This window comes from Devosia litorisediminis, from assembly GCF_018334155.1.
Lineage (GTDB): Bacteria > Pseudomonadota > Alphaproteobacteria > Rhizobiales > Devosiaceae > Devosia > Devosia litorisediminis.
In genome coordinates, this window is sequence record NZ_JAGXTP010000001.1 from 2,118,983 (window position 1) to 2,140,854 (window position 21,872).

At 61.0% G+C, this 21,872-nt stretch carries 17 protein-coding genes; 3 read left to right on the forward strand and 14 right to left on the reverse strand.

Annotated elements, in window-relative coordinates; translation table 11 throughout:
* Positions 1-3 precede the first annotated feature (3 nt).
* A complete protein-coding gene (locus KD146_RS10130; RefSeq protein WP_212658548.1) occupies positions 4-3,345 on the forward strand; it encodes an efflux RND transporter permease subunit in 3,342 nt (1,113 codons plus the stop codon).
* 106 nt (positions 3,346-3,451) lie between these two features.
* On the opposite strand, the gene KD146_RS10135 is transcribed toward KD146_RS10130, so the two are convergent.
* The 10 genes from KD146_RS10135 to KD146_RS10180 all read right to left on the reverse strand — a co-directional run bounded on the left by KD146_RS10135 (position 3,452) and on the right by KD146_RS10180 (position 13,967).
* Complete coding sequence (locus KD146_RS10135; protein WP_212658549.1) at positions 3,452-3,931, reverse strand: GNAT family N-acetyltransferase; 480 nt, start codon at positions 3,929-3,931, stop codon at positions 3,452-3,454.
* Between the two features lie 56 nt (positions 3,932-3,987).
* Complete coding sequence (locus KD146_RS10140) at positions 3,988-5,883, reverse strand: ABCB family ABC transporter ATP-binding protein/permease (protein ID WP_212658550.1); 1,896 nt, start codon at positions 5,881-5,883, stop codon at positions 3,988-3,990.
* The gene (locus KD146_RS10145) at positions 5,883-6,203 is read right to left on the reverse strand and encodes an ArsR/SmtB family transcription factor (RefSeq protein WP_212658551.1); all 321 of its coding nucleotides are present in this window, start codon (positions 6,201-6,203) and stop codon (positions 5,883-5,885) included. The genes KD146_RS10140 and KD146_RS10145 overlap by 1 nt, the downstream gene beginning before the upstream one ends.
* A 91-nt stretch (positions 6,204-6,294) precedes the next feature.
* A complete protein-coding gene (locus KD146_RS18485) occupies positions 6,295-8,043 on the reverse strand; it encodes a LysM peptidoglycan-binding domain-containing protein (protein WP_212658552.1) in 1,749 nt (582 codons plus the stop codon).
* A 174-nt stretch (positions 8,044-8,217) separates the two neighbouring features.
* Positions 8,218-9,810, reverse strand: a complete 1,593-nt coding sequence (gene cimA, locus KD146_RS10155) for a citramalate synthase (RefSeq protein WP_212658553.1) — start codon at positions 9,808-9,810, stop codon at positions 8,218-8,220.
* Positions 9,811-9,815: 5 nt separating this feature from the next.
* Positions 9,816-10,292, reverse strand: coding sequence for a GFA family protein (locus KD146_RS10160; protein WP_212658554.1), 477 nt, complete (start codon positions 10,290-10,292; stop codon positions 9,816-9,818).
* The gene (locus tag KD146_RS10165; protein ID WP_212658555.1) at positions 10,289-10,768 is read right to left on the reverse strand and encodes a GFA family protein; all 480 of its coding nucleotides are present in this window, start codon (positions 10,766-10,768) and stop codon (positions 10,289-10,291) included. Before KD146_RS10165 ends, KD146_RS10160 begins: the two co-directional genes overlap by 4 nt.
* Positions 10,765-12,180, reverse strand: coding sequence for a cysteine--tRNA ligase (cysS, locus tag KD146_RS10170; RefSeq protein WP_212658556.1), 1,416 nt, complete (start codon positions 12,178-12,180; stop codon positions 10,765-10,767). The genes KD146_RS10165 and cysS overlap by 4 nt, the downstream gene beginning before the upstream one ends.
* A 238-nt stretch (positions 12,181-12,418) precedes the next feature.
* A complete protein-coding gene (locus KD146_RS10175) occupies positions 12,419-12,865 on the reverse strand; it encodes a c-type cytochrome (RefSeq protein WP_212658557.1) in 447 nt (148 codons plus the stop codon).
* 103 nt (positions 12,866-12,968) lie between these two features.
* Entirely contained in the window at positions 12,969-13,967 is a 999-nt protein-coding gene (locus tag KD146_RS10180) for a fumarylacetoacetate hydrolase family protein (RefSeq protein WP_212658558.1), read from the reverse strand.
* Between the two features lie 130 nt (positions 13,968-14,097).
* Between KD146_RS10180 and KD146_RS10185 the strand changes: the two genes are divergently transcribed.
* On the forward strand, positions 14,098-15,261 hold the full coding sequence (locus KD146_RS10185) for a DUF2865 domain-containing protein (RefSeq protein ID WP_212658559.1): 1,164 nt from the start codon (positions 14,098-14,100) through the stop codon (positions 15,259-15,261).
* Here the strand turns inward: KD146_RS10185 and gltX are convergent.
* The 3 genes from gltX to KD146_RS10200 all read right to left on the reverse strand — a co-directional run bounded on the left by gltX (position 15,206) and on the right by KD146_RS10200 (position 19,294).
* Positions 15,206-16,531, reverse strand: a complete 1,326-nt coding sequence (gltX, locus tag KD146_RS10190; protein WP_212658560.1) for a glutamate--tRNA ligase — start codon at positions 16,529-16,531, stop codon at positions 15,206-15,208. The two genes, KD146_RS10185 and gltX, sit on opposite strands and share 56 nt — an antisense overlap.
* A complete protein-coding gene (locus KD146_RS10195; protein ID WP_212658561.1) occupies positions 16,531-18,195 on the reverse strand; it encodes an NAD+ synthase in 1,665 nt (554 codons plus the stop codon). Before KD146_RS10195 ends, gltX begins: the two co-directional genes overlap by 1 nt.
* Before the next feature lie 121 nt (positions 18,196-18,316).
* Complete coding sequence (locus KD146_RS10200) at positions 18,317-19,294, reverse strand: hypothetical protein (RefSeq protein ID WP_212658562.1); 978 nt, start codon at positions 19,292-19,294, stop codon at positions 18,317-18,319.
* Positions 19,295-19,513: 219 nt separating this feature from the next.
* On the opposite strand from KD146_RS10200, the gene KD146_RS10205 reads away from it, so the two are divergent.
* Positions 19,514-19,936 carry a response regulator gene (locus tag KD146_RS10205; RefSeq protein ID WP_249327636.1) on the forward strand — a complete coding sequence of 141 codons (423 nt, stop codon included), beginning with the start codon at positions 19,514-19,516 and terminating at the stop codon, positions 19,934-19,936.
* On the opposite strand, the gene KD146_RS10210 is transcribed toward KD146_RS10205, so the two are convergent.
* Complete coding sequence (locus KD146_RS10210) at positions 19,933-21,840, reverse strand: PAS domain-containing sensor histidine kinase (protein WP_212658564.1); 1,908 nt, start codon at positions 21,838-21,840, stop codon at positions 19,933-19,935. The two genes, KD146_RS10205 and KD146_RS10210, sit on opposite strands and share 4 nt — an antisense overlap.
* Positions 21,841-21,872: the final 32 nt, after the last annotated feature.

The window sequence follows — 21,872 nt, forward strand, 5'->3', positions numbered from 1 at the left end:
CCCATGCTGGATTTCATCGAACGTATCCTGCGGATGCCACGCGTCGTACTCACCGTGATGGTGTTGCTGCTTGGCGCCGGGTTCATGGCCTACAATACCTTGCCCAAGGAAAGCTTCCCGGCGATCGACATCCCATATTTCTACGTCTCGGTGAGCCAGACTGGCGTCGCCCCGCGCGATGCCGAACAATTGCTGGCCAAGCCGATCGAGGACCGCATCAAGGAACTTGACGGGCTCAAGAACTACTCCTCCACATCGACGACAGGCCATGTCTCGGTGTTTCTGGAGTTTGACGTCAGTGCCGACAAGGATCAGGCGCTATCGGATATTCGCGCCGCGCTCGATGGCGTGTCATCGGAACTTCCCGATGATGCAACCGAGCCGACCGTGTCCGAGATTTCGTTCACCGATCAGCCGGTTATTTCGGTGGCCATTTATGGTGCTGTGCCAGAACGCGAACTGGTTCGCCGCGCCAAGGATCTCAAGGAAGAACTTGAGGGCATGGCCAATGTTCAGAGCGTGACGCTTTCGGGCTCGCGCGATGAAGTGCTTGAGGTGACCATCGACCTCAATCAGCTTGAAGCCTATGACCTGACCGCCGCGCAACTGCTGGACGCGCTGTCCAAGAACAATATGGTCGTGCCGGGCGGCACACTGGACTCCGGCCAGGGCTCGTTCAATGTCGAGGTTCCCGGTCTGATCAAGAACGCGCAGGACGTGTACTCCCTGCCGCTCAAGACTGTTGGCGACACCGTCATTACCTTTGGCCAGGTGGCCAACATTACCCGTACCTTCGAGGACGCCACCGAATACGCCCAGGTCAACGGCAAACCTGCCCTCACCCTTGGGGTATCCAAAAAGCTGGGCAGCAACGTCATCGACGTGTCCGACGAGGTGCGCCGCATCACGGACGAATTCACGGCTGACTGGCCACAGGGCATTCAGACCAGCTTCCTGATCGATCAGGCCGATTCCACCAAGGGCATGTTCCGCTCGCTCGAAGCCGCCGTGTTTACCGCTGTCGCGCTGGTGCTGATCACCTGTATTGCAACGCTGGGCTGGCGCGCCGCCATCATGATCGGCATGTCGATCCCGATCTCGTTCATGATCGCATTCCTCGTCGTGCAGATGCTGGGCATGACCATCAACATGATGATCATGTTTGGTCTGGTGCTGGCGGTGGGCGTGCTGGTGGACGACCCCATTGTGGTGGTCGAATACGCCGAGCGAAAACTGCAGGAAGGCGTGTCCAAGAAGGAAGCCTTCATTCTGGCGGCCCGCAAGATGTTTGTGCCTGTGGTGTCGGCCACCTGCACCACGCTGGGCGCCTTTGTACCGCTGCTGTTCTGGCCGGGCATTATCGGCAAGTTCATGAGCTATCTGCCGATCGTGGTGATCGTGGTGATGGTCGCCTCGCTGGTATCAGCGCTGATCTTCATGCCGATCATCGGCGCCTTCATCGCTTCGAGTCATGTCGACGAGAAGGAAAAGGAAGCCGCAGACATCGTTATGTATGCCGACAAGTTCGACACCAAGAAGGTGCGCGGCGTGACCGGCTATTATGTGCGGGCAATGGAACACCTGATGCACCAGCCGCTGATCACACTGGCGGTTGGTTTCGGCATCGTGGTGATGATGTTTGCCGCCTATATGATGAACCCGACGGGCACCGAAGCCTTCCCGGCATCGGAGCCTGAATTCGGCACGGTCAACGTGATCACGCGCGGCAATTATTCGCCGATCGAAATCCGCGACATGCTGGTCGAGGTGGAAGACCAGTTGCTGCAGGTCCATGGCATTCAGGACGTGATCATGAGCTTTGGTGGTTCCGCTCCCGATACCATTGGCTCGTTCAATCTGCAGCTGCTGCCTTACAATGAGCGCGTCAAGGCCGCCGAAATCTTCCAGGACATCCGCGAGCGCGTGGCTGGCATTTCGGGCCTTGAAGTGCAGATCGCTGCCCAGGAGAATGGCCCACCAGCCGGCAAGGCCATCAATCTGCGCGTCGAGGGTAGCGTCTATGACGATATCGCCCCGACCGTGGCCAAGCTGCGCGAGTTCATCGAGAACGATCTGGGCGACACTATCGAAGTTGAAGATGGCCGCCCTGCCCCGGGTATTGACTGGCAGGTTACTATCGACCGCGAAGCTGCTGCCAAATACGGCATCGGCGTGCGTGAGCTGAGCCCGTATGTGCAGTTGGTCACCTCCGGCGTGAAGCTGGGCACCTACCGTCCTGACGATGGCGGCGACGAACTCGACATCCGGGTCCGCCTGCCCAAGAGCGAACGTACGTTCGATGCGCTGGATTCGCTGCGGATCGTGACAGCCCAGGGTCTTGTGCCGGTATCGAACTTCATCGACCGCAAGGCGGTGCCCAAGGTTGCCAATATCTCACGACGCAATGGCGTGTATTCCATGCCGGTCGCGGCCAACCTCAACCCAACCACCGCCGATGGCGTTGAAGTCACCTCCGCCGAGAAGATCAAGGAGATCAAGGCCTGGCAGGCAACGCAGGAATGGCCCGCGAGTGTGGACATCGTCTATGGCGGCGCTGCCGAGCAGGTGGACGACACCAATGCGTTCATCGTGACCGCCTTTGGTGCCGCGATGTTCCTGATCTTCCTGATCCTGCTGCTGGAATATAACAGCTTCTATCAGGTGTTGGTGACGCTCACGACGGTGATCATGTCCGTCGGTGGCGTGCTGCTGGGCATGCTCGTTACCGGGATGAGCTTCTCGGCGGTGATGACAGGGCTGGGTATCGTGGCGCTGGCGGGTATCGTGGTGAAGAACGGCATCGTGCTGATCGACACCTATAATCACTATAATCGCGACGAACATGTTGAGCCGATCAAGGCAATGCTGATCACCATCAGCCAGCGTGTGCGTCCAGTGTTGCTGACGGCGATGGTGACTGGTCTGGGCGTGATCCCCATGGCACTGAACATCGAGTTCGACTTCATCCGCCGCGAAATCGTGGTGGGCGGCATTGCTGGCTCGTGGTTCATCCACCTGTCGGCGGCGCTGGTGTCGGGCCTGTTCGTATCCACCGCCCTGACGCTGGTGATGGTGCCGGTGATGGTGGTGGCGCCCAACGTGCTGTGGAAGCAGATCAAGTGGCTTGGCGAGCAGGCTGCCCGCCTGGCGCGATTTGCCACCGGCCGCGGCGACCAGCCAGCAACTGCAGCTCCGGCGGGGTTTGACGGCATGGCCATTGAGATTCCGGCCGATGCCGATGGGTCCAGACGCTATATCGTCAGCCCCGATGCAGGGCTGGTCGAGAAGGAACAGAACGGCGTGACTGTGGTCAGCCGTCCGGATCGACCTGAAGCGGCCGAGTAAGATCGGCGCAAATGAGTGCAGAAGGCCCGCAGTGATGCGGGCCTTTTTTGTGTTTCTCCAACAAAGCCGTTCGCCGCTGGCCGGATGTCCCGCCCCACAAAGTCACTCACGTCGAAAACGCCTGCAGCCGCCAGTCGTCGCCTTCGAAATTCAGCTGGCGGATAGAAGGTTTTCGGGTGTCGAGCACTGATGACCAGAAGGCCAAAGCGGGCGTATTGGCCAGCGGTACGGCAATGTGCCAGTCGCCGAAATGCCGCGCCAGTGCGGCACCCAGCGTCTGCCGGGCAACCCCACGCCGCCGATACGCCGCAAGTACAAAAAACTCGGCCATGAACCAGCAGGGTTGGCGACCGGTGAGCGGACACTCGTCGACGACCAGTGCAAAACCTGCGATCTCGTCGCCGACCATGATCAGGTAGGGGTGACGCCAGAAGCGGTCCAAAAAGTCATATTCAAACCGACCATCCAAGCCGACAGGAAACGGCATGAAACTCGTCATGTCGTAGAGGTAAAGCTGAATGAGATTTTCGATCAGCAGTCGTTGGTCGTGTCTGGCAGCGACCAGCATTGGCTCAGCCTGGGTCATACCCAAAGCTAGCGCCGATGAGGGCTATAGGGAAGCCAAGCTATGGCTCCCCGCCTCTACTCGCCCGCCGGTTTGCCACGCTTGACGAAGCCGTCGGGGTCGTTGGCAGTCTGGAGCAGCTTTTCCTCGGCCTCGGTGGCCTCGCGCTGACGGTTCCACATCTGGGCGTACAGGCCATCCTGGGCCAGCAGATCCTGATGACCGCCGCGCTCGGCAATGATGCCCTCACGCAGCACCAGGATTTCATCGGCATTGACGACCGTGGACAGACGGTGGGCAATGACGACAGTCGTTCGATTGGCCGAGACCACATCGAGCGCTGACTGAATGTCGCGTTCGGTCTTGGTATCAAGCGCCGAGGTCGCTTCATCCAGGATCAGGATCGACGGGCCCTTGAGAATGGTACGCGCGATGGCCACGCGCTGCTTTTCGCCACCCGACAGCTTGAGCCCACGTTCGCCCACAGGCGTATCATAGCCCTTGGGCAGGGTTTCGATGAAGGGGCCGACCTGTGCCATGGCGGCCGCTTCACGGACCTCCTCAGGCGTCGCGCCGGGGCGGCCATATTCGATGTTGTAGCCAATGGTATCGTTGAACAGCACCGTGTCCTGCGGGACCATGCCGATGGCCGAACGCAGACTTTCCTGCGTCACGTCGCGCAGATCCTGACCATCAATGGTGATGGCGCCGCCGGTGACATCATAGAAGCGATAGAGCAGCCGGGAGATGGTGGATTTGCCAGCGCCGGTCGGGCCGACAATGGCCACGGTCTTACCCGCAGGAACCTCGAAGCTGACGCCTTTGAGGATCGGTCGGTCGGGGTCGTAATGGAAGGTCACATCATCAAAGCGAATGACCGGACCGGTAACGGCGAGCGGCTCGGCGTTCGCCTTGTCCTCGATCTCAGGGTCCTGATCGAGCAGCTTGAACATCTCCTCGATGTCGGTGAGGCCCTGACGCAGTTCGCGATAGACGAAGCCGATGAAGTTGAGGGGGCGGTAAATCTGCATCAGGAAGGTGTTGAGCAGCACGAAATCGCCCAGCGTCAGCGTCTTGTTGAGCACGCCGTTGATGGCCATGATGCCGATGACGAGGAAACCGCCGTAAAAGATCAACGCCTGGCCGAAGTTGAGGAAGCCCAGTGAGGTCCAGATACGGATCGCTGAGCGCTCATAGCCGGCCATGGAGGCGTCGTAGCGATCCGCTTCCATCTTCTCATTGGCGAAGTATTTGACCGTTTCGTAGTTGAGCAGGCTGTCGATGGCCTTGCCGTTGGCATCGGTGTCGGAGTTGTTCATGTCCCGACGGATGCCAATGCGCCAGTTCGACGCCTTGATGGTGAAGAACAGATAGCCCCAGATCATGGCGATCAGTACGCCGAGATAGCTGATGCCGAACATCCACACGAAGATCACGGCGGTGATGGCGAATTCAACAATGGTGGGGGCGATGTTGAGCATGGTGAAACGCACAATGGTTTCAATGCCCTTGGTGCCGCGTTCGATAACCCGGCTGAGGCCACCCGTACGGCGCGCGAGATGGAAACGCAGCGACAGCCGGTGCATGTGATGGAAGGTGCGCAGGGCGAGCTTGCGCACGGCGTTCTGGCCAACGCTGGCGAACAGCACGTCGCGCAATTGCTGGAAGCCGGCATCAATGATGTTGCCCAGCACATAGGCAATCACCAGCACGACGGGGATGGCCAGACCCATGATCAGGGCACTGTCGGGAGCATCACCATCCAGGCTGTCGATAATGCCCTTATAGGCAAAGGGGATCAGCGTGGTCGCAACCTTGCTCAGCAGCAGGGCGCCAATGGCCAGCACCACACGCAGCCGCAGGTCGGCCCGGTCGGTGGGCCACATATAGGTCCACAAATTTCTGATCGTCGATAATACGGAGCCTTCGTCCGCGCTGACGGACGCTTTCTTCTCATCGGTATCAGACGACATCAGACGGTTTCCGCTTCCATTTTCGGGGTGGTCGGGCCCAAGCCGGCGAGCATGCCGGAATAGGCGGAGCCGAGAGCATCAAGACGCTCGCGCTGAATGATGTAGCAATTACGGGTGCCGCGGGGCTTGCGCTCTATGAGCCCGGCATCAAGCAGCACCTTGATGTGCTGGCTGACTGTGGACTGCGCAAGGGTCAGGGATTCGGTCACATCGGCGCAGCAACACTCACCGCGCTGCTGACGGGCGATGATGCGGAGAATGTTCAGGCGTACCGGATGACCCAGCGCCCGCATGATGGTGGCAATGTCGTCGTCTTGCATCGGTTCAACTGCGTTGATCGGCATATTACGATATATGGGAGTATCCGCCGAAATAATCAATGGCCCGCCAGTGAGGCGGGCCATGTTGTACTCAGTTGATCGCGCCTTCGGGCAGATTGAACACCTGACCGGGATAGATCCGGTCCGGATCGCGGATCTGGCCGGTATTGGCTTCGTAGATGGTGGTGTATTTAATCCCTTCGCCATATACGCGCCGGGCAATGGTCCAGAGATTGTCACCGCGACGGATAATGGCCTTGCCGGCAGCAAAACGCTGATCATCGACACTGCCCACCGACACAGCGACCATGGTCGGGATCGCCGGATCTGCTTCGGCAGCGGGCTGTGCGGCAGTATCAGCCGGTGCGGGGTTGTCCGTGGCTGGCGTCGCAGCGGGTACTGTCGTCTGGCCGGCCTCGGCGGTTACGACAGGCTCGGCAATAGCGGGCATGTCGATGACGAAGTCGACTTCGGCACGCGATGCAACCTCGGCGCTACCGCTTTGCAGCATATCGATACGAACGCGCTGGTTTGGCTTGGTCAGCACCTTGCCCGCTTCAATGAGCCAGCGACCATCGGAAACGGTGCTGTCGGCAATGAAGCTATCATCGACATAAAGGCGGACAGTGGCGCCGTTGGGGCCGCTACCCGCGAAGAACGTGCGTTCACCCTCGACTTCGACCGCGTCGATGGTGACGGCAGCCATGTCGCTAGCAATTGCTGGTGCAGCAGCTTCGACCACGGCCGGTTCGACGGCGGGTGCTGCGACCGGATCGGCCGCTGCCACTGCCGTTTCCGTTGCCGGTTCTGTCGTCGGCGCAGCAGGCTCAGTTGGGGTGGTTTGCCCGGTTGTCTCAGCCACAGCCGTTGACGGGGTAGACGTTGCTGCGGCCGCTGCGGGTTCGCTTGAGCTTGCCACATCAGTTGCTGGCTCAGCCACATCTGTAGTTGCGGTTGTCGTGGCAAACGCAGTTTCAGCTGGTGCGGCTGGTGTGGACGCTTCGCTGGCGGGCGTTGCCGGCTGGGCAGTGGTTACCGCGGTCGCTGCAGCAGGGGCAGCCGAAGCGGTTGTTGCTGCGGCCGCTTCTGCGGTCTGCTCGCTCGCCATCGCCGCGACCGCTGCAACGGATGCCTCAGCGGCCGGGGCCGGTTCGGTTGCTGTTGGTTCAGCGGCGGGCGCAGGTGTCGCGGGGTCTGGCGTGGTGGCCTCAGCGCTCACCGCTGCTATCTGGGTCTTGCTGCCCGCAGTGGCGCGCGGCAGACCCTGCAGAACTTCGCTGACCGCGCCGGGGGTGCTAGCGACAACCAGTGGCTCGCTGGTCTTGTCTTCATTGATGGCAACGACAAAGGATTGCGGGGCGAGCCCCTCCTTGCCGGCTTCACCAAGCGTAATCTCGGTGCCACCGGGGGCAATGCGGACGTCGGGCACAAGCACCCAGTCGCCGCTGGCCTCAACAGTGGTGGTGCCAAGCAGGGTACCATTGGAATAGATTTCGATTTCGCTGCCAGGTGTTCCGCTACCGGCGATCACCACCGAACCATCAGGCTCGGCGCGCAACAGACCAAATGTCGCCGCGATCAGGTTTTCGGGGGCTTCTGCCGCTGCATTGGCGGCGACAGCCGCCGCATCGGCGGGCACGACATCAAGCTCGGGTTCAACCAAAGCCGTGTCGGCTTCGGGCTCGGACGCCGCGGCAGGTTCTACCGCTTCAACGGGATCAACCGCAGTGGCCGTCGCCTCGACCGGCGCAGGCGCGCCGCCGGGCAACAGTCCTGTTTCGCGCAGCTTGCCCTGCAGGCACTGGCCCAGGCCATCATCAGCATTGAAGCAGGTGACCACGCTGGGCCCTGCAAGAACGCCAAGAATAATCGCGACAGTGACCGCAGCAGCTCCGAGTGTGAGCGCCAGAGGCTGTTTCGGAGCGGTTGGTTTCGGAGCGGAATCGGCCAGTTTGTCCTCCCGGACCGTTGTGACGGCAACGCCGTCCGGTGTGATCAGCTGTCGTGTTGCGCGCTAGAGCGCTTCAGTCTTGAGCAGCTTGTATGTGATTGATTCATACAGAGCTTCAAAGGAAGCATCAATGATGTTGGGTGAAACGCCGATGGTATACCAACGCTCGCCCGTGCCGTCGCGGCTTTCGACCAGTACACGGGTGACCGCGCCCGTGCCGCCGTCCAGGATTCGCACCTTGAAGTCCACCAGTTCGAGGTCCTCGATACGAGACGAATACTTGCCGAGGTCTTTTCGCAAGGCCAGATCAAGAGCATTGACCGGGCCGTTACCTTCAGCCACCGACATCAATAACTCGCCTTCGACACGGATCTTGACCACCGCTTCGGTGACGGTGATCTCCTCGCCCTGCGCATTGTGGCGGCGCTCAACGGAGGCCCGATAGGTGTCGACGTCGAAATAGCTGGGCAACGTGCCGAGCACTTCATGGGCCAGAACGGCAAATGAAGCGTCGGCGCCGTCGTAGGAATAGCCGCGCGATTCGCGCTCCTTGACGGTAGCGAGCAACTTTTCGAGCCGCGGATCATCCTTGGCGAGCTCAATGCCGTGGCGCGCCAGCGCCGTCAGCAGATTGGACTTGCCGGCCTGCTGGGAAACCATGATGGAGCGTTCATTACCCACGCTCTCTGGTGGCACGTGCTCATAGCTCGAGAAATCCTTGAGCAGGGCCGAGGCGTGAATGCCAGCCTTGGTGGCAAAGGCCGAGGCACCGACATAGGGGGACTGCTTGAGCGGCGCGCGATTGAGCCGATCATCAAAGGCGCGCGAGAACTGGGTCAGGCGCGACAGGCTATCGGCGCTGATGCCCGTATCGAAGCGGTCGGCAAAGACCGGCTTGAGCGCCAGAGTGGGGATCAACGTGATCAGATTGGCATTGCCGCAGCGCTCGCCAATGCCATTGAGTGTGCCCTGGACCTGGCGCACCCCGGCCTGGACAGCCGCCAGGGTATTGGCAACGGCCTGACCGGTATCGTCATGGGCATGGATCCCCAGATGATCGCCGGGAGCGACTGTGAGCACCCTGGCCACGATGTCACTGACTTCACTGGGCATGGTGCCACCATTGGTGTCGCACAGGACGACCCAGCGGGCGCCGGCATCAAGTGCGGCACGCACGCACGACAGCGCGTAATCCGGATTGGCCTTGAAGCCATCAAAAAAATGCTCGCAGTCGATCAGCGCTTCCTTGTCGGCCGCGACTGTCGCCGCCACGCTGTCGCGCAGACTGTCGAGATTGTCCTCGAGCGAGATTTCGAGCGCCGTGGTGATCTGGTGGTCCCAAGCCTTGGCGACGAAGCACACCGCTTCGGCCTGCGAATTGATCAGGCCCTGCACGCCCGGGTCGTTGGCGGCGGAGCGCCCTGCCCGCTTGGTCATGCCAAAAGCGGTGAATTTGGCGCGCCTGGTGCGCTTGGTTTCGAAGAACTCCGTATCCACCGGATTGGCGCCGGGATAGCCGCCCTCGATATAGTCCACGCCCAGATCTTCAAGTAGCCTACAGATGGAAATCTTGTCCTCGACCGAGAACTCGATTCCGGCCGTCTGCGCACCGTCGCGCAGGGTGGTGTCGAAGATATAGAGGCGTTCTTTGGTCATTAAACTCACTCAGGCCAGCGGTCAGTATCGTGATCGGGATGCTGATGATTGGTGGACGCGATGAAGGCGGCAGTGTCGGGCTGCTCAGCCTCGGTGCTTGGGCGATCGGGCCGATGGCCCATGGCGTTGACCCAACTCAGGCGGCTTTCGACGCCGTGCTGATCGACCGGCGGGAAGGCCTCGGGCTGGTCCAGCGAACCGATCGAAACCGATATGTGATCGCCATCACGATATCCGAAGGTCAGTGGTGTGCCGCATTGTCGGCAAAAGCCGCGCTCGGCCTGATCGGAAGAGTGGAAGATGGCAATCTCGCCGCGGGTGACGGCGAAGCTATTGAGCGGTCCACCGACGAGCGGTGCATAGAAGCTGCCAAAGGCTTTCTGGCACATGCGGCAGTGGCAGATATGGGCGCCGTCAGGCTTTTGATCGAAACGATAGCGCACAGCGCCGCACTGGCAACCGCCGGTAAATGTCTGGGTCATGGCCGATCCTCTTTGGGTGGCCAGTCGGCGGTGTCATGGTCGGGGTGCTGATGGGAGTGGATGCCCGCCAGAAAGGCGGCCCACTCATCATTGGCCTCGGCCCGGACCGGCAGCGCCGTCAAACCATCGAAAAAGGGTAGCTTATCAGCCAGGTTGACCTGGATTTCGGGCGCAGCGGCCGCCGGATCGTCAAAAGCGCCGATGGCCAGTTCGAGGCCGAAGCGCGTCTCATAGGCCAGCGGCGTGCCGCAATCGCCGCAAAAGGCGCGGCGCGCGGCATTGGAGGACTGGAACCATTTTGGCGTGCCACGGGTCCAGGTCGCATTGTGGGCAGTGGCCAGCGGGCCGAAGAAACCGCCAAAGGCCTTCTGGCACATGCGGCAATGGCAGATGGAGGGACGGCCCAACCGCGTCACCCGGAACCGCACAGCGCCGCACTGGCAACCGCCGGTGTAAACCTGAGGGGCATCGCTCATCGCTTGATCTCCCACTTGGTCTGGCGGGCACCTGCCTCGTCCTTGTAGTCCATCAGGGTTATGCCCTGATCGGCCAGTTCGGTGCGAATGGCGTCGGCCTTGGCAAAATCCTTGGCATTCAGCGCAGCGAGACGGTCGGCAATGGCGGTGGCAAGATGGGGCGGCTCAGCGGTATCGGCTTCGGTGGCCAAGAGTGTATCGAGTCCAAAACCCAGGAAACGCAACGTGGCAGCCAGGCAGTGCCTGGCTATGTCACCGCCATCGCGATTGGCTTTTTTGGCGATGACATCAAGGGCGACGGTGGCGCGGTGAAATCCCAGATCGTCGGCAAGCTCCTTGATCACGGACTGATCGGGGCCGTCGCTCTCGGTCAGCGTTGCGCCCTGCGCAGCGCGCTGCCAGTCGCGCAGCTTGGTTTCGGCTTCTTCGAGCCGCTTGACGGTGAAGTCGATGGGTTCGCGATAATGGGTCATCAGCATGCCCAGACGCAACACATCACCGGGCCATTTGCGGCCACCGAAATCGGTGGTCTCGAGCAATTGGGCAATGGTGTAGAAATTGCCCAGGCTCTTGCTCATCTTCTGGCCTTCGACCTGCAGGAAGCCATTATGCATCCAGACATTGGCCATGGCATGGGTGCCGTGGGCGCAGCGCGATTGGGCAATCTCGTTCTCATGGTGGGGGAAGATCAGGTCGAGCCCGCCACCATGAATGTCAAAGAGCTGACCGAGATAACGTTCGCTCATGGCCGAGCATTCAATGTGCCAGCCGGGTCGACCACGTCCCCAGGGGCTGTCCCAACCCGGCTCGCCATCGCTGGACTGCTTCCACAGCACGAAGTCGGCGGGATTGTGCTTGTGAGCTTCCACGGCGATGCGAGCGCCGGCAAGATTGTCTTCCAGATTGCGACCGGAAAGCTGGCCGTAGTCGGGCATGGATTTGACGTCGAACAGCACTTCACCATTGGCGACATAGGCGTGCTTCCTGGCGACCAGTGCGGCGATCAGGGTCTGCATCTCAGCGATGTTGTCGGTGGCGCGGGGCTGGATGGTCGGCTCCAGGCAACCCAGCGCGGTCACATCGGCCTGATACTGGGCAGCAGTGCCTTCGGTGACCTTGCGGATGGCCTGATTGAGCGGCAGGTCCGGGTAATCGCGGGCGGCACGCGCATTGATCTTGTCATCGACGTCGGTGATGTTGCGCACATAAGTGACGTGATCGGCGCCATACGTCTGGCGCAGCAGCCGAAACAACAGATCAAACACGATCGCCATGCGGCCGTTGCCGATATGGGCAAAGTCATAGACCGTGGGGCCACAGGCATACAGGCGCACATTGGCCGGATCGATGGGAACGAAGCGTTCCTTGGCGCGGGTGAGCGTATTGTAGAGCTTGAGCTGCGGCGTGGTCATGTGGTCCGTCCCTGGCCATGCGGAAGTGCGCTGGCAGACGGCTCTTCAGGTATCAGAAAATCAGGATGAAGAAGACCGCGCCGCCAACGAGTGGTTAGCAGGTAATAATGCAGCGGTTAATCAGAATGATCTGCGACTTCATGGGCTGGACATTGGCGTCCGGACGCCCGGAAATCAAGCATAAAGAAAAAAGGCGGCCCCGAAGGACCGCCAAATCGCTTTGGAGGCGATTGAACTGCTAGCTGCGATACTGCTTGTGGCAGGTGCCGCAAGTGGCCCCGATGGCCTTGATGGCGGCGCCATAGGCATCGGCGTCGCCCGCCTGAGCGGCGGCCAACCCGTCTGCCGCGGCAGCGCGACCCGTTTCGGCGATGGCGGTGAAGGCATCCCAGTTTTCCCAGATGGCAGGCAGCGCTTCGCTGTCACCGATATTGGAACCTTCGGGGAAGACGGCGGGGATGTGGGTGTAGTTGTCGATCAGCGACTGCATGGCGGTCTCGGCTTCGGCACCTGTCAGCGCACCAGCAGATTTGAGCAATGCACCGTTCTGCTTCATCAGCATTTCGCGGGCAGCCATGGCCTCTTCTGCGGTGGTGGGGGCGACGAAGTCCTGTGCCACGCTGGCAACAACACCGACCGACATCAGACCGGCAACAGCAATGGCAGTAATCTTCTTCAGCGACATAGATGCACCCTCAACGCGCAGAGATCATTTCTGGACAAACTGTCGCATGAGCTTGTGACAGGCCCAATGCGCACACGGGAATGTTATCAGCCCGGCCAAGAGGTTAGGCGAGCGTGACTGTTTGTTCGATATCGCCAAACACCGACTGTCCCTCGGAAATTGCCCCGATCCGAACGACGTCACCAGCCTTCAGGAACGGGGTGCGAGCGCGCCCATATTTGAGTTTTTCGACGGTCCGCGCCTCGGCAATGCAGGCGAAACCGATTCCATCGCGCTTGATGGGCAGGCTTTCGTCATGCCGGTTGGACACAGTGCCACCGCCGATAATGGTGCCGGCAGCGAGCCTGCGGGTGCGGGCGGCCTCAATAATCAGATCGGCAAAATCGAAATGCACGTCGGTGCCCGCATTGGGTTGTCCATAGAGCGTTCCGTTGACCTCGATGCGTACCGGCAGATGCAGGCGGTTGTCGCGCCAGACATCACCCAGACTATCAGGGGTAACAACGATGGGGGCAAAAGCAGTCGATGGTTTGGAATGGAAGAAACCAAACCCGTTCTGCAGGTCATCGAGCACCAGACGGCGTAGCGAAACGTCATTGCAGACAGTGATCAGCCGAATCGCCGCAGCGGCCTGCTCGCGCGTGGCACCCATGGGCACAGCATCGATGATGACGGCAATTTCGGCCTCGAAATCGATCGCCAGTTCAGGATCAGTGGCAATGATGGGGTCGGCGGGCGCCGACAGCGAATCAGAGCCGCCCTGATAAAGCAGGGGGCGGGTGGACTGGAGTTCCTCGTCCTTGCTGCCCTTGAGGCTGCGCACGCGCTCAAGATGGCTGAGATAGCCCGAGCCATCGATCCACTGATAGGCCCGCGGCAATGGCGCCAAAGCCGTTGCAGGATCAAAGGGTTGGCCGGAGATAGCGCCAGCGTCCAGCTGCTCGGCGAGCGCGGACAATTGCGGCGCCACAACCTGCCAATCATCGATCGCAGCCTGTAGGTCAGGGGCAATACGACCAGCCGAGACGAAGCGGGTCAAATCTGCCGAGACGACGACAAGTTGTCCGTCGGGGCGACCGTTTTTCAGCGTTGCAAGCTTCATTGAGCGTATTCTCTTGCTGGTGTGACCGCGCAGCGCTACCGCGACGCACGTGCTGACACTATAATGTTGCCTTGGGTCCTAGCGTTGTCTTAAGGCCCAATAACGACGCGCAGGGCGCCAACGGGTTTCAATGGTATTTTCAAGCAGCAATGGCGCGCGCGCCCTGATCCTTCTGGCGCTGGCCGCACTATGCACGGTTCTGGACGTCAATGTCGCCTATGCGCAGTCATCGCAATGCGTACGGCTGGAAAATGCCTTGCGCCAGTTCGACCGCAATGGCGACTTCCGCCAGATGGGCGGCAATTCACAGGCAGCCCGGCAGGCGCAGCGCGATGTGCAGAATATGGAAAGTCGTTATGTCCGTGACGGGTGTAACGACGACGCCAAGGCCGGACGCACGCTGACACCGCAGTGCCGGCAGATCGGCCGTGAGGTCTTGCGCTTGCGCGAAGTGGCCGCCGACATTTCCCGGCAGGTGGAAACTGCCAATGCAGTTGCCGGTCAGCGCGAGGCAATCCTGCAGGAAATGGCCCGCTTTGGCTGCGGTGCCGATCGCGGTTCGAGCGCCACGTTCTCCAATGATCGGCAGACGCTGTTCGACCGCATTTTCGGCACGACCTCGGAAGGCGATTTCACCGGCGGTCAGATGATCGATGGCGGCGATTATTGGGGCTATCAGGGCTATCAGACAGTGCGCACGGTCTGCGTGCGCCTGAGCGACGGGTATTTCTGGCCCATCAGCTACGCCACGCTCGCCGACTATGTCGGCAATGATGCGCAAAGCTGCCAGCAGAGCTGCCCGACTACGCCGGTAGCGCTGTATTTCTATGACAATCCCGGACAAGAGCCCGAACAGATGCGCAATCAGTTTGGCGAGCCCTATACAGCGCTGCCAAGCGCATTTGCCTATCGCAACGAGATCGACACCAGCCCGAGCGCCAGTTGCAAGGTGGCGCCGCAGTCCGATGGTGCCATCACCATGGCCGAACGCGGCGATGGCAGCACGCGCGCGATGATCGAGGTTGCCGGTGAACGCTTTCCCATGCCGCTGCGTGACCCGCGCGGGGTAACTCCGGTCATGGCGGTCGAAGCAGCGCCATTGCAGACCGCAACGCTGGTTGATGTGCCCCTGCCCCGCCCACGGCCAGCCGGCCCCGGCGAAACGCCAGTGACCCGACCAGTCAACCAGTCACCCGCCGAAACGGCGCTGCGACTGGTTCAGTTCGGCGACAAGGTGGTCAGGGTAGTCGGTCCAGACACCCCGTACGCCCAACCAACGGAAGCAGGGACTTAAGCTCTGGTCCGTCATGGCGCCCGGTCAAGGCCAGGCGCAGTGGCAGGAACAGGGCCTTGCCCTTGCGGCCGGTGGTGGTCTTAAGCGCGCCAGTCCATTCGGACCAGGTGTCGATCGACCACGGCTCGGCCGGCAACATGGCCTTGGCCAATGCCAGAAATTCACGATCCTCGTCGGCAATGACAGGCTCGACAGGGCCCGTGATCAGCTTGGCAAGATCCTTGATGTCGTTGAACTTGGTGAGGTTGTCGCGCAGGGACAGCCAGATCGCCTCGCCTTCCAGACCCAGGCTGGTCAGACGGTGCAAGGCATCCTCGTAGCTCATGGCGTGCAGCAGGCGCGCGTTCAGCCCATCGAGTTCAACTGGATCAAAGCGCGCCGAGCCATGTGAAATCATCGAGAAGTCGAGCCGTTCGGCGATCTCGTCGAGCGAGGCGTAGGGTTCAACGGGCAAGCTGGTGCCGGTGATGGATGCCATAATGGCCACGGCTAGCGCTTCGTACCCCTCATCGCGGAAATCGGCGAGCGACTGGGAACCCAGGCGCTTGGAAAATCCCTGCCCCTGCGCATCGGTCAGCAGGTTGTGATGGGCAAAGATCGGCACGGTGCCGCCCAAGGCCTCGATGATCTCGATCTGCGTGCCGGTATTGGAAACGTGGTCCTCGCCCCGAATGACGTGGGTGATGGCCAGATCGATATCGTCCACGACCGATGGCAGCGTATAGAGATAGCTGCCATCTTCGCGGATCAGGACCGGGTCTGACATCGAGGCGGTGTTGACGGTCTGAGGCCCCTTGATCAGATCTTCGAACTGCACCGGGCGGCCATCAAGCTTGAAGCGCCAATGAGGCTTGCGGCCTTCGGATTCGAGCCGGGCGCGATCTTCATCGGTCAGCTTGAGGGCGGCGCGGTCGTAGATGGGCGGGCGACCAAGCGCGCGGGCCCGGGCACGACGACGATCAAGTTCACCAGCGGTTTCGTAACAGGGGTAAAGCCGACCATCCGCAATCAGCCGGTCGCGAGCCGCATCATAGAGGTCGGTGCGCTCGGACTGGCGCACCAGCAGATCCGGCGTGATGCCAAGCCAGGCCAGATCGACCTCGATGCCGTCGGCAAATTCTCGGGTGGAGCGCGCCAGGTCGGTGTCGTCCATGCGCAGCACATATTTGCCGCCTTTGCGACGGGCGAAAAACCAGTTGAGCAGCGCCGGGCGGGCATTGCCGAGATGGATGCGACCTGTCGGGGACGGTGCCCAGCGAACGATGGTCATCAAATGCTCCGGTCTTTGTAGCCATTGGTGATGGGGTATTTGCGCCCCATGCCGAAGGCCTTGGGGGTCAGCTTGGGTCCGGGGGCGGACTGGCGGCGCTTGTATTCGGCGATGTTGACCAGACGTTCAATGCGCTGAACCAGCGCGACGTCGTGGCCCTGAGCGACGATCTCGGCAAGGGACAACTCGTCTTCGACGATGCCCTTGAGGATGGCATCGAGCACCGGATAGGGCGGCAGGCTGTCCTGATCGGTCTGGTCGGGGCGCAGCTCGGCACTGGGTGCCTTTTCGATGATAGCCTGGGGAATGACTTCTCCAGCGGGGCCAAGGCAATCGCCGGGAACATGGCTGTTGCGCCAGTCGGCGAGCCGGTAGACCTCCATCTTGAACATGTCCTTGAGCGGATTGTAGCCGCCATTCATGTCGCCATAGATGGTGGCATAGCCCACGCCCATTTCGGACTTGTTACCGGTGGTGAGCAGCATGGAGCCCAGCTTGTTGCTGACGGCCATCAGAACGACGCCGCGCATGCGCGACTGGATGTTTTCCTCAGCCAGATCGGCGGGGCGATCGCCGAAGATCGGGGCAAGCTGTTCCAGCGCCTCGTCGACCGGGCTGCCAATGGAGACGATGTCGTACCGCACGCCAAGGTTGAGCGCGCAGTCCTTGGCGTCCTTGAGGCTTGCCTCTGAGGTATAGCGATAGGGCAGCATGATGCAGTGGACGTTTTCGGGACCAAAGGCGTCGACCGCCATGGCTGCGACGACGGCACTGTCGATGCCGCCAGAGAGTCCCAGCACGACCTGCTTGAAGCCGTTCTTGTGGACGTAGTCGCGCAGGCCGAGCACGCAGGCCAGCCAGGGGGCTTCATCGGTGGTGGTCAATTCGGTGACCTCGCCATTGGCGCAGGTCCAGCCATCGTCACTCCGCACCCAGTCGGAGACAATGAAATCGGTGGCGAAGGACTTGCCCTGAACGACCAGCTTGTTGCCCGGTTCGATGGCGAATGAGGCGCCGTCAAAAACGATCTCGTCCTGTCCGCCAACCTGGTTGAGGTAGAGCATGGGCACGTCGTCTTCAGCGACACGGGCTCGTACCAGTTCCTTGCGGATATGCTGCTTGTTGGTCCAGTAGGGCGAGCCATTGGGGCAGAGCATGATCTCGGCGCCGCGCATGGCCAGATGTTCACATACGCTGGCGTGCCAGACGTCCTCGCAAATGGGGATGCCCACCGGCACGCCCTTGATGGTCACCGGATCTGGCAGTGGCCCGGCGGTGAAGTAGCGCTTTTCGTAAAAGACGTCGTTGTTGGGCAGTTCACGCTTGAAACGTGTGGCGATGATCTCGCCCTTCTCGGCGACAATGGCAGCATTGTAGAGGCCATTCTTATCCCACCAGATGGTGGGCAGCACGACGACGACATCGGTGCCAGCGGTATCGGCTGCCAGATCGCGGGCAGCCTGCATGGCGTCCCTGACGAATTGCGGCTTGAACAGCAGGTCATCGGGGAAGTAGCCGGTCAGGAAAAGCTCGGAGAACATCAGGACGTCGGCTCTAGCGGCAACGGCATCGGCCAGAGCTGTGCGGGCCAGCGCCAGATTGCCCGGCAGGTCGCCGACCTTGGGATTGAGCTGGGCGAGCGCAATTCGGAGGCGGTCTGTCACGATAAATCTGCCCGTTGTCTGAGGATGTGCGGACGCAGCGGCAGGCAAGTGCCGGAACGCGCGCAAGACTTATCCGCTCGCCCCTATCAGGGCAAGCGCACAACGTCAGCCGGCAGGCGGACTAAAAGCGGCCGGTCAGCTCGAACAGCGCACCATAGCGGAAGATGCGGGCGAAATTGCTGGGCAGGTCCAGAGTTGGCAGGTTGGCGCCGCCCGAAGACGAGGTGAACTTGGCATCGAGCTGGCCTTCGAGATACCAGGCACGGCCACCGACGCGTACAGTGAGGTTCTCGGTTGGGTGAAAACCCACCAGACCTTCAGCCATGACACCATAGCCGCGACCGGTCAGTGTGGTCGGTGCGCGTTCCTGGAAATTGCCAAAGCCGGGGAAATTGTAGCCCGTCGGAGAGTTGCCGCCCAGCGTACCGGAAATGGCGGCATAGGGGACGGCTGCGACTTCACCCTGAAAGTCGAATTGTTCGTACTCGGCCTGGCCCTTGACGCCCAGGCGGACAGCATGAATGTCAAAATCGTCCTTGGCGGTACCGAAGGAGGTTGGATTGCTTGCGCCATCAAAGGTGGCGCCGTACTGGCCCGAACCGATGTCGGGCGCGTCTTTCCAGTACTGATAGCCGATGAGGCCACCGAACGAGAAACCCTCGTCCATATCGCCCCACGGCAACCAGCCGAAATCGGTGCCGATATAGCCAATGTTGGAATTGCGGCCAATCGAGCCCGACGATGAGGGCGTGACGGCATAGGTACCCGTCGTGGACAGGCCGAGACCGGCCTTGCCGCTCAAATAGGTCTGGGTCGACAGATCTTCGATCTTGCCGTGCAGTTCGCCAATATGGGTCTGATCGCGGGTGGAGATGGTCACATCGCCCAGCGTCGTGCCGCCGCTGACAGCGGTAAAGCCGGCGTCCTGTTCGCCCCACGACATCCAGTAGCGCGTGCCAAACTCAAACCGCAGGTCATCGTCCGGGTTTTGCCAGCTTTCGGGGTAGGCTGGGCGCATTTCAGGATAATCGGCGGCCAGTGCGGGCGCTGCAGTGAGCATAGCCAGTATGGCAACGGCGCCTTTGAGGGAGCGCTTCATGTGGTTCTCCGGTTCGACAGCCGTGTGGTTCCAGACCCAAGCTATGAAGTATTAGGGTTAACGTTCCGCTAAACGCGCCGGAGGCCGCATTGGCGGTTTGGTAACGTCATCGGCGCATGCTTGATCACGCTTGCAGGAAAATGCGATAAAATGGCAACCAGACGCTTACTGACGAGTTGCCCTTAGCCAGTTGGCGAAATGTGACCGAGAGTTGGACTTATGACGTGCAGGATATTGGTGGTTGAAGACGAGATCTTCGTAGCCACGGAAATCGAACATGTGATCGAGGAGATGGGCTTTGAGCCTGTCGGAATCGCTGCTGAACAGCGTGCAGCGCTTGCTCTGGCAAGCAAAGCCGATGTTGCACTGGTCGATCTCAACCTGCGTGACGGTGCCACCGGCATCAATATTGGTCGCATCCTGTCGCAGACGCATGGCGTTACTGTGATGTTCATGACCGCCAACCCTGCACAGCTCGGCTCAGGTGTGCCCGGTACAATCGGCGTTCTGCCCAAGCCGGTGACCGATCAGGATTTGCGGGATGCCGTGTCATATGCTGTCGCACGTCACCGCGCTTCAGAGGCGGCACCACCGCGCCGCCTGCAATTGTTCAAGCTGCCGGGTTCGCTGAACCTGACCTAGCTCTGCCGCTGCAGTTTTGCCGAGCGCTTGAGGGCTTCAATCGGCAGATCGACCTCGACGCGCAGACCATCCTTATCCCAAGCCCGCTGCAACTCGCCCCGCAACTGTCCCTGAACGCTCAGTTCGATGACGCGAGAGCCAAAGCCTGACGTCTCACCGGGAGTGACTTCGGGACCACCCACCTCTTTCCATGACAGATGATAGCGGCCATCGGTGGGCCCCTGCCCGGTCAGCACAACACGGCCGGTGTCGATGGAGAGCGCGCCGTATTTGGCGGCATTGGTGGCCAGTTCATGGAACAGCAAGGCCAGCGGCGTCGCGGCGCCATCGTCGATCTCGGTATCATCGCCCTCAAATGTCACCCGCTGCTCATCGACATCGCGATAAGGCTGCATCAGACGCTCGATCAGCGATTTGAGCGAGCTCTGGCTGACGCTGGGGCGTGACTCGCTGGAGTGGGGCCGCACGAAGTCGTGGGCCTCGCCCAGGGCGTAGATGCGCTGGCGCAGTTCATTGGCGAACGGCTTGAGTTCGGGGCGGCTACGCGCCGACAGGCTGATGATGCCGGTCAGAACGGCGAAAATGTTCTTGATGCGGTGGCTGAGTTCCTGGGCGACCAGTTCGCGCTCTTCGGCGGCCAGCTTGGCCTCGTGAATGTCGGTGCAGGTGCCGATCCAGCGCACGATGGTGCCCGATGCATCGCGAATGGGCAGGGCCAGGCCCAGCGTCCAGCGATATTCGCCCGAGCGGTGCCGCAGGCGGTATTCGATCTGGTAGGGCTCGCCAGTATCGAGCGAGTTCTTCCAGACGCCCCAGGCGCGGTCCTGATCGTCAGGATGGAACATGCCGTTCCATGCCTCGCCATCGGTAGAGCCATCGGGCACGCCGGTGAACTCATACCAACGGGCGTTGTAGTAATCGTGGAAGCCATCGGGCAGCGTTGACCAGACCATTTGCGGCATGGCGTCGGCCAGGGTGCGGAAACGCAATTCGCTTTCGGCAAGCGCGTCGGTCGTACGGCGCTGTTCTGTGATATCGACCAGCACACCGGGAAAGCGCTGAATCACGCCCTCAGCGTTGAAGCGCGGGCGGCCTGATGCCACAACCCAGCGGATCTCGCCATTGCGGCCCTGCACGCGGTATTCGGAATGGTAGGGCGACTTTTCGCGGATCGATGTGGCAATTTCCTCGCCCACGCGTTCGGCGTCTTCGGGATAGATGGCAGCCAGGAAATCCTTGAGCGGCACACCCAGACCGGCCTGCTGCGGGTCAAGGTTGAACAGTTCGGCAAATCGATCGTCGGCGGTGACGGTATCGCCGGGTACATCCCAGTCCCAGGTGCCGACAAGGCCCGATCCACTCAGGGCCAGCGACAGGCGCTCTTCGCTGCGCGCCAGCGCCTGCTTGGCGAGAACCTGATCAGTCGTGTCGAGCACCACGCAAATGCCGGCCAGCGGCTGCCCGTCCTCCCCCAGCACGGGACTATAGTGCAGATCAAGCCAGGTTGTTTCAAACTGCCCATGACGGTCGAGCAGCATTTCCTGATCCTTGAGCGTGACCGTCTCGCCGCGCATGCAGCGCATGACCTTGTCAGCGTTGAACTCAGCAGCTTCGGGCCAGGCGTCGACAGCCGGCATGCCAAAAATCGCCGGATGACGCTGGCCAGCGAACACCGCATAGGCATTATTATAGATCAGAATGCCCTGATGGCCGATCAGCATGGCCATCGGCGCCGAGGCGGCCATCATTACACGAACAGCGCCCTTGAGGCTCTCGGGCCATTCGGGAATGGGACCAAGGGGATTGCTGGTCCAGTCATATTCATTGACGAGCTTGAGGGTTGGATCGGACTCCAACTGGGCACGGGTCTCGGCGGAGGCCGCGGGAAACAACGACTTTGGCATTAAAGGCCTTCATGAATCTGGCGCATAGCAAG